Annotated in this window: 6 protein-coding genes; all 6 read right to left on the bottom strand. The window is 65.9% G+C overall.

Going from position 1 to position 6,752, the window contains the following annotated elements:
* Positions 1-191 precede the first annotated feature (191 nt).
* Positions 192-1,703: a tripartite tricarboxylate transporter permease gene (locus tag DTW89_RS18305; protein WP_114656976.1), complete on the bottom strand. Its 1,512-nt coding sequence runs from the start codon at positions 1,701-1,703 to the stop codon at positions 192-194.
* Between the two features lie 18 nt (positions 1,704-1,721).
* Positions 1,722-2,210 (bottom strand): tripartite tricarboxylate transporter TctB family protein, encoded by a 489-nt coding sequence (locus DTW89_RS18310; protein ID WP_114656977.1) that lies wholly within the window; start codon positions 2,208-2,210, stop codon positions 1,722-1,724.
* Positions 2,211-2,364: 154 nt separating this feature from the next.
* Entirely contained in the window at positions 2,365-4,158 is a 1,794-nt protein-coding gene (locus DTW89_RS18315; protein ID WP_114656978.1) for a GspE/PulE family protein, read from the bottom strand.
* Between the two features lie 49 nt (positions 4,159-4,207).
* Positions 4,208-4,972 carry a spermidine synthase gene (locus DTW89_RS18320; protein WP_114656979.1) on the bottom strand — a complete coding sequence of 255 codons (765 nt, stop codon included), beginning with the start codon at positions 4,970-4,972 and terminating at the stop codon, positions 4,208-4,210.
* Positions 4,973-5,548 carry a DNA-deoxyinosine glycosylase gene (locus tag DTW89_RS18325; RefSeq protein ID WP_114656980.1) on the bottom strand — a complete coding sequence of 192 codons (576 nt, stop codon included), beginning with the start codon at positions 5,546-5,548 and terminating at the stop codon, positions 4,973-4,975. It abuts the gene before it with no gap.
* Between the two features lie 97 nt (positions 5,549-5,645).
* Entirely contained in the window at positions 5,646-6,476 is an 831-nt protein-coding gene (locus DTW89_RS18330; protein ID WP_114656981.1) for a TatD family hydrolase, read from the bottom strand.
* Between the last annotated feature and the right edge of the window lie 276 nt (positions 6,477-6,752).

The following is a 6,752-nucleotide window of genomic DNA, read 5'->3' on the forward strand; positions in this document are numbered from 1 at the left end:
ATCTCGTTGTGCAGCATGGCCCGGTGCGGGTGCTGCGTGGGGCGGTTGGGTGGTGGCATGCGGTCCTCGGTGCGCCATTGTGTACCGGGCGTTGCACCGTTTTGCCGAACCATCTTGCCAAAAAACAACGGCACCCGAGGGTGCCGTTGTGCTTGCAGCCGGGTCCCGCGCTGCGGGACCGGGGCGTTGGGTCAGTCTTCGACGAAGGCCTCTTCGCGCTTGTTCTTCACGGCAGGCAGCAGCACGATGATGAGCAGCAGGGCAGCGGCCGCCAGCAGACCGGCCGACAGCGGACGCGTGACAAACACGCTCCAGTCGCCACGCGAGAGCAGCAGGGCGCGGCGCAGGTTTTCTTCCATCATCGGGCCCAGGATGAAACCGAGCAGCAGGGGCGCGGGTTCGGTGCCCAGCTTGTGAAAGATGTAACCCACCAGGCCAAAGAGACCCACCATCCAGATATCCCACGTGTTGTTGTTGGTGGAATACACGCCCACCGCACAGAACAGCACGATGGAGGGGAACAGCCAGCGGTAAGGCACCGTGAGCAGTTTGATCCAGATGCCGATCAGCGGCAGGTTCAAAATGATCAGCATGGCGTTGCCGATCCACATCGAGGCGATCAGGCCCCAGAACAGCTCGGGGTTGCTGGTCATCACCTGCGGGCCGGGCTGGATGTTGTGGATCGTCATGGCACCCACCATCAGCGCCATCACGGCGTTGGGCGGAATGCCCAGCGTGAGCAGCGGGATGAACGAGGTTTGCGAACCAGCATTGTTGGCGGCCTCGGGAGCCGCCACGCCACGGATGTTGCCTTGGCCAAAGGGCACTTCGCCGGGGTGCAGCTTGGTTTTCTTTTCAATGGTGTAGGCAGCAAAAGCCGACAGCAGGGCACCGCCGCCGGGCAGGATACCCAGGGCAGAACCCAGCGCCGTACCGCGGATCACGGCGGGCAGCATGCGCTTGAAGTCTTCCTTGGTGGGGAACAGGCCTTCCACCTTGGCAGTGAACACTTCGCGGTCTTCTTCAGGACGCGAGAGGTTGGCAATGATTTCGCCGTAGCCAAACACGCCCATGGCAATGGTCACGAAGCCGATGCCGTCGGTCAGCTCAGGAATATCGAAGCTGAAACGGGCCACGCCCGAATTCACGTCGGTACCCACCAGGCCCATCAGCAGGCCCAGCACGATCATGCCCACCGCCTTGAGCAGCGAGCCCGAGGCCAGCACCACCGCGCCGATCAGGCCCAGGGTCATCAGCGAGAAGTATTCGGCGGGGCCGAACTTGAAGGCCACTTCGGTCAACGGAGGCGCGAAGGCCGCCAGAATCAGCGTGCCCACGCAACCGGCAAAGAACGAGCCCAGGCCGGCAGCCGCCAACGCGGGCCCCGCCCGGCCCTTGCGTGCCATCTGGTAGCCGTCGATCACGGTCACCACTGACGACGACTCGCCCGGCAGGTTCACCAGAATGGCGGTGGTCGAGCCGCCGTATTGCGCGCCGTAGTAGATACCAGCCAGCATGATCAGCGCGGCCACAGGGGGCAGTGCGTAGGTTGCCGGCAGCAGCATGGCAATGGTGGCCACAGGGCCGATGCCAGGCAACACGCCGATCAGCGTGCCCAAGAGGCAGCCGACAAAGCAGTAGATGAGGTTCTGAAACGTGAAGGCGACGCCGAAGCCGAGCGCCAGGTTGTCAAACAAGTCCATGGTGTGGGTGCTCCTGCCTTAACCGGAAATAAAACTGGGCCACACCGGGAACTGAAGCTTCAGCGCCCAGACGAATGCCACATAGCTGCCCACGGCGAGCACCGTGGCAAGCACAAAAACCGACTTCGCATGGAACTCATTGCCCGCCAGGCTGGCAATGAAAGTCAGCGCATAGATGCCGACGATCAGGCCCATGGCGGGAATACCCATGCTGGGCAGGCCGGCCAGCAAAATGCCGAAGGCAAAGTTGGCGGCCAGAATGAAGAACAGCGGCTTCCAGGCCCACTTGCCGATCTTTTCACCGTCCACGGTTTCCACCACGGTGGCCTTGAAGGCGATCACGCTGCCAATCAGTGCCAGCAGGATGCCCAGCATCAGCGGGAAATAGCCCGGGCCCATGCGGGCGCCGTTGCCCACGTTGTAGGTTGTGGCGCCCCAGGCGAAGGCCACGCCGATGCCCATGAACATGAGGCCGGCAAAAAAGTCTTTTTGACTCTTGATTTTCACGAATGTCTCCTTGGCGGAATCTCGACATCGCGATTGTGCTGGGAATACAGGCCCCCAGCGATGTGGATTCCACCTACACCCGGGCACCGCCGCCGCGCCTAGCCTTGTCGTGCTTTGCCGTGCCAAGAAGGGGCGCAGCGGCCACCCCCCCGGGTCATTCGAGCGGCGGGGTCCCTGCCACCACCTCATCGAGCGTGGTCAGCCCTTCGGCCACGCGCAGGGCGCCAGCCAGGCGCAGGGGACGCATGCCGTCGGCCACGGCCTGGCGGCGCAGCACGTCGATCGATGGCGCCTGGGTGATCTTGTCCTTGAGCGCCTCGCTCACCGTGAGCAGCTCGTACAGCCCCATGCGCCCCAGAAAGCCCCCCATGCGGCAATCCACGCAGCCCACGGCCTTGAACGGCTGGTAAGTGCCCGAGAGCTTCCAGGGCTTGACCACCTCGGCCAGCGCCTCGGGCGCAGCCGAGGTGTCGGGCTGCTTGCACTGCTTGCACAGCGTGCGCACCAGGCGCTGGGCCAGCACACCGAGCAGCGTGGCATTGATCAGGTAAGACGGCACACCCAGCTCCATCAAGCGGGTGATGGCACTGGGCGCATCGTTGGTGTGCAGGGTGGAGAACACCAGATGCCCCGTGAGCGCCGCCTGGATGGCCATCTCGGCGGTTTCCAGGTCGCGAATTTCGCCCACCATGATGATGTCCGGGTCCTGGCGCATCAGCGCACGCAGGCCTTCGGCAAAGTTGAAGTCGAGCTGCGGCTGCACCTGCGTCTGGTTGAAGCTGGGCTCGATCATTTCGATCGGGTCTTCCACCGTGCTCACGTTGACCTCTTCGGTGGCCACGCGCTTCAAGGTGGCATACAGCGTGGTGGTCTTGCCCGAGCCGGTGGGCCCGGTCACCAGGATGATGCCGTGCGGGCGCTTGACGAGCTGCTCCCAGCGCTGCGCGTCGTGCGGCGCAAAGCCCAGGGCATCCAGATTCTTGACGGTGTTGTCGGGGTCAAAAATCCGCATCACCATCTTTTCGCCAAACGCCGTGGGCAGCGTGGACAGGCGCATTTCCACCTCGTCGCCGCGCTGGTTGCGGGTCTTGATGCGGCCGTCCTGCGGGCGGCGCTTTTCCACCACGTCGATGCGGCCCAGCAGCTTGATGCGCGACACCATGGCGTTGTGCACGCCCATGGGCATCTGGTAGACGGGGTGCAGCACGCCGTCGATGCGAAAGCGGATCACGCCCTGCTCGCGGCGCGGCTCCAGGTGGATGTCGCTGGCGCGCTGGTCAAACGCGTATTGCCACAGCCAGTCCACCACCTTGACCACGCCCTGGTCGTTGGCATCGAGCTGCTTGTTGCTTTTGCCCAGCTCCACCAGCTGCTCAAAACTGCTGCCACCCGAGTTGCCGCCCGCCTTCTGCGCCGCGCGCACCGACTTGGCCAGCGCAAAGAACTCGGCCGTGTAGCGGTGAATATCCTGCGGGCTGGCCACCACGCGACGCACCGCGCGGCGCGACTGGCGCTCCACCTCGGCCACCCAGTCGTCAATGAAGGGCTCGGCCGTGGCCACCACCACCTCCTTGGCCGTCACCTGCACCGGCAGCACCTTGTGGCGCTCGGCATACTGGGCGCTCATGCTGTCGGCCACGCGGCCCACGTCCACCTTGAGCGGGTCGATGCGCAGGTATTGCAGGCCCGCGCGCTTGGCCAGGTATTCGGTAAGTGCTTCGATATCGAGCGGCTTGCCGTCGCTGGCGCGCGCCATGGACACGCTGGCCAGCCGCACCAGCGGATGCTGCGAGCTTTCGGCCTGCGAGCAGCGCGCAATGGTGCGCTGGGCTTCTTCCAGCGATATCACGCCATCGGAGCGCAACCAGTCCACCATGCGGCGCCAGTCCAGCGGACCGACATGGATCGCAGGCGCAGCAGGCGCGGGGGTTTCGGGGAGGGTTTTCATCAGGGGCCTTGGGAAACGGTGCAATGGCTCGGCGCGCGGCTGCGGACGATCAGTCCACAACGGGTTTGAACACGCGCAGCCACTTGGCAGAGGGCAGATCCCAGCGCGCCTGGATGGCCTCGGCCCGCGCTGCCAGCTCGGTGCGTTTGGGCCGGCTGGGCGTGCGCTGCGCCAGCACCACGGTGTTGCCCTCGCGGGTGGGCTTGAAGGCCCACAGCGCGTCTTCGCCAAAGGCGCTGGCCATGCTCTTGAGGCTGCGCTCAAAGCTCGACGCGCGGCCAAACAGGTTGACGGTCATGCAGCCGTCCTCGGTCAGCAGGGCGCGGCAGTCGGCATAAAAGTCGGGGCTGTCGAGCACCGGCGCCGCGGCCTCATGGTCGTACAGATCAACCGCCAGGGCATCCACGGTGCCCTGCCACATCGGATTGCGGATTTCCTCGGCCGCGTCGGCCAGCACCACGCGCAGCTTGGGGCCGTCGGGCGGCAGCTTGAACCACTGGCGGCACACCGCCAGCACCTGGGGGTTGAGCTCGATGGCCGTGGTGCACAGGCGCAGTTTCTTGTGGCAGAACTTGGTGATGGCCCCGGCCCCCAGCCCCAGTTGCATGGCATGGCGCTTGGTGACACTGGCGGGCTCGACAAACAGCAGCCAGGCCATCATGCGCTGCACATACTGCAGCTCGATCTCGAACGGCTCGGCCACGCGCATGGAGCCCTGGATCCACGGGGTTCCCAGGTGCAGGTGGCGCACCTCGCCATCGTCGGAGACACTCACTTCGGGCAGTTCTATCGCGGTTTTTTTATTGCGGGCCATTCACACCAATCCATGCCGGGCCAGCAGGTCGGCCCAGGCGGTCAATTTACGATCAAAACTCCAGGAGGCGTTGGCCGGGCTGGTCGACGGCAGCCGGTGCACCGGCACCCCCAGCAACGCCGTGCTGCGCGCATGCTTGAAGCTCTCCCCGCCATTGTGGGCGATGGCCGCCAGCCGGGGGCAGCGCGCACGCAGGCTCGCAAAGTCGTTGACCTGCGCATTGCGGATGCGGGTGTCCAGGCTGCCCACCCGCTCGCAGCTGGCGTACACGTCCCACAGGCCCAGGCCCCGCGCCAACAACCAGTCGCAGCGCAGGCCATAGTCTTGCCCGTCCGGCAGCGGGTGCTGCGGCCAGAGCGCCTGCACAATGCGCCAGAAATGGTTTTGCGGGTGCGCATAGTATTGCCCCGCCCGCAAGGAGGCCGCTCCCGGAAAGCTGCCCAGCACCAGCACCACCGTACGGTCGGACACCACGGGCGCCAAGCCCGTGAGGCGCTCGCCGCCGGGCGGCAGCAGCGGGCTGGGCACATCGCGGGGTCGGGTGGGGCGGGCCACAGCCGCCTTGTTTTCCTTCATGGTCTGATTCTGTCGTGAAACCTAGTGGGCAATCCGGCAACTATCAAATAAATAGCTGCTCGCGCTTATCTGACAAGCGCTACACGCCAAAAACACCTCAAACTTTTTGCACCAGCCCGGCCAGGCGCGGCAGCGCCGCACAGGCGTTTGCGGAGGTGCTGCGCGCCAGTTCCGCCACAGGCATGCCGCGCAGGCCCGCCACCACCTCGGCGATGCGCGGCAGCTCGGCCGGCGCGTTGCGCCCCTGGGGTTGTCCGGCGGCACGCTGTTCGGCCGGGGTGTAAAGCCAGTGCGGCGGAATGTCGGGCGCGTCGGTTTCCAGCACCAGGGCCGATGCGGGCAACTCAGCCGCCAGCCGGCGCAATTGCAGCGCACGGTCATAGGTCACCGCACCGCCAAACCCCAGCTTGAAGCCCAGTGCAATGAAAGCCTGCGCCTGCTGCAGGCTGCCATTGAAGGCATGGGCGATGCCGCCCGGCACGGCAACGTCGCGCAGGCCCTTGAGCAGCTTGTCTGCCGAGCGGCGCACATGCAGGACCACCGGCAGATCGAACCGGCGCGCCAGCTGCAGTTGCGCACGGTAAAACTGCTCCTGCCGCGCGGGGTCCAGTCCATCGGCAAAAAAATCCAGCCCGATTTCGCCGATGGCCACCAGGCGCGGGTCGGGGTGGTGCTGCTCCAGCGCCTGGGCCAGCAGCGCCAGGTCGGCATCGGCCGCCCGCGCGGTGTAGAGCGGGTGAATGCCCAGGGCGTAGCTGTCGCCATGGCGGTGCGCCAGCTGGCGCACGGCATCCCAGTTGGCACGCTCTACCGCCGGAATCACGCAATGCGCCACGCCCACGGCCGCTGCCTGCGCACGCACCGTGTCGCGGTCGGCGGCGAACTCTGCGGCGTCCAGGTGGCAGTGCGTATCGATCCAGGAAGACATGCCGACATGATGCCCGACCAGCGCGCACCTGGCAGCGGCCTGGCAGCGGCCCGGCGACACGGTGGTGTGCATCAACGGGCGATCCGTGCTACTGTCAAACCCGTGCGCCACGCCCCGGCGCGACGTGCCGTTTTCTCACCCCCCGCGTGCCTGCCAAGGCGCAGCGCCCACAGCCCCCCAAGGCGTGCGCACGGGCCGGCAAATGGCCATGGAACCAGAAGGTGACAGCATGCCCCGGCCCGTGCGCACGCCTTGGGGGGCTGTGGGCGCTGCGCC

It is taken from the genome of Acidovorax sp. BoFeN1, assembly GCF_003345135.1.
Taxonomy (GTDB): Bacteria; Pseudomonadota; Gammaproteobacteria; order Burkholderiales; family Burkholderiaceae_C; genus Acidovorax; species Acidovorax defluvii.

What these genes read in the sequence shown, in the direction of transcription:
- DTW89_RS18305 (WP_114656976.1), bottom strand. Translation starts at nt 1,703, where the DNA reads ATGGACTTGTTTGACAACCTGGCGCTCGGCTTCGGCGTCGCCTTCACG.
- DTW89_RS18325 (WP_114656980.1), bottom strand. Translation starts at nt 5,548, where the DNA reads ATGAAGGAAAACAAGGCGGCTGTGGCCCGCCCCACCCGACCCCGCGAT.
- DTW89_RS18320 (WP_114656979.1), bottom strand. Translation starts at nt 4,972, where the DNA reads ATGGCCCGCAATAAAAAAACCGCGATAGAACTGCCCGAAGTGAGTGTC.
- DTW89_RS18330 (WP_114656981.1), bottom strand. Translation starts at nt 6,476, where the DNA reads ATGTCTTCCTGGATCGATACGCACTGCCACCTGGACGCCGCAGAGTTC.
- DTW89_RS18315 (WP_114656978.1), bottom strand. Translation starts at nt 4,158, where the DNA reads ATGAAAACCCTCCCCGAAACCCCCGCGCCTGCTGCGCCTGCGATCCAT.